This is a genomic window from Cedecea sp. AS113, assembly GCF_037152415.1.
GTDB lineage: Bacteria > Pseudomonadota > Gammaproteobacteria > Enterobacterales > Enterobacteriaceae > Cedecea.
On sequence record NZ_JBBCMI010000067.1, the window covers coordinates 1 to 302 of the forward strand.

The window sequence follows — 302 nt, forward strand, 5'->3', positions numbered from 1 at the left end:
CGCTGCTCCTCTGCAGGTTGATTTCAACGTAGAGGCGGCGATCCCTGATACTGAGTTCTTTGTCACGCCAGTTAACGGCTGGAATGCCCAGACGCAAAAAATGGCATGGAATGCGGCGACGGGCTCTCTGGATGGATTTTCTCAGCAGCTGCAAATGAAAAATTCCGGCGGGGGCATTAAAGCCTATCTGGCCGGGCAGCCTGTGCTCAGCTCGGCCAGCGGTACGGATACTATCGATCTCCAGGTGAATATTGCCGGCCAGACGTTGCCGGTTGACGCCGTGTCAGCGGTCACGCTGTACA

General features: G+C 56.3%; 1 protein-coding gene. It reads left to right on the forward strand.

Annotated features, from left to right (window positions below; all coding sequences use genetic code 11):
• The coding region (locus tag WFN87_RS24060) for a CS1 type fimbrial major subunit (RefSeq protein ID WP_336983981.1) at positions 1-302 on the forward strand (302 nt) is incomplete at both ends.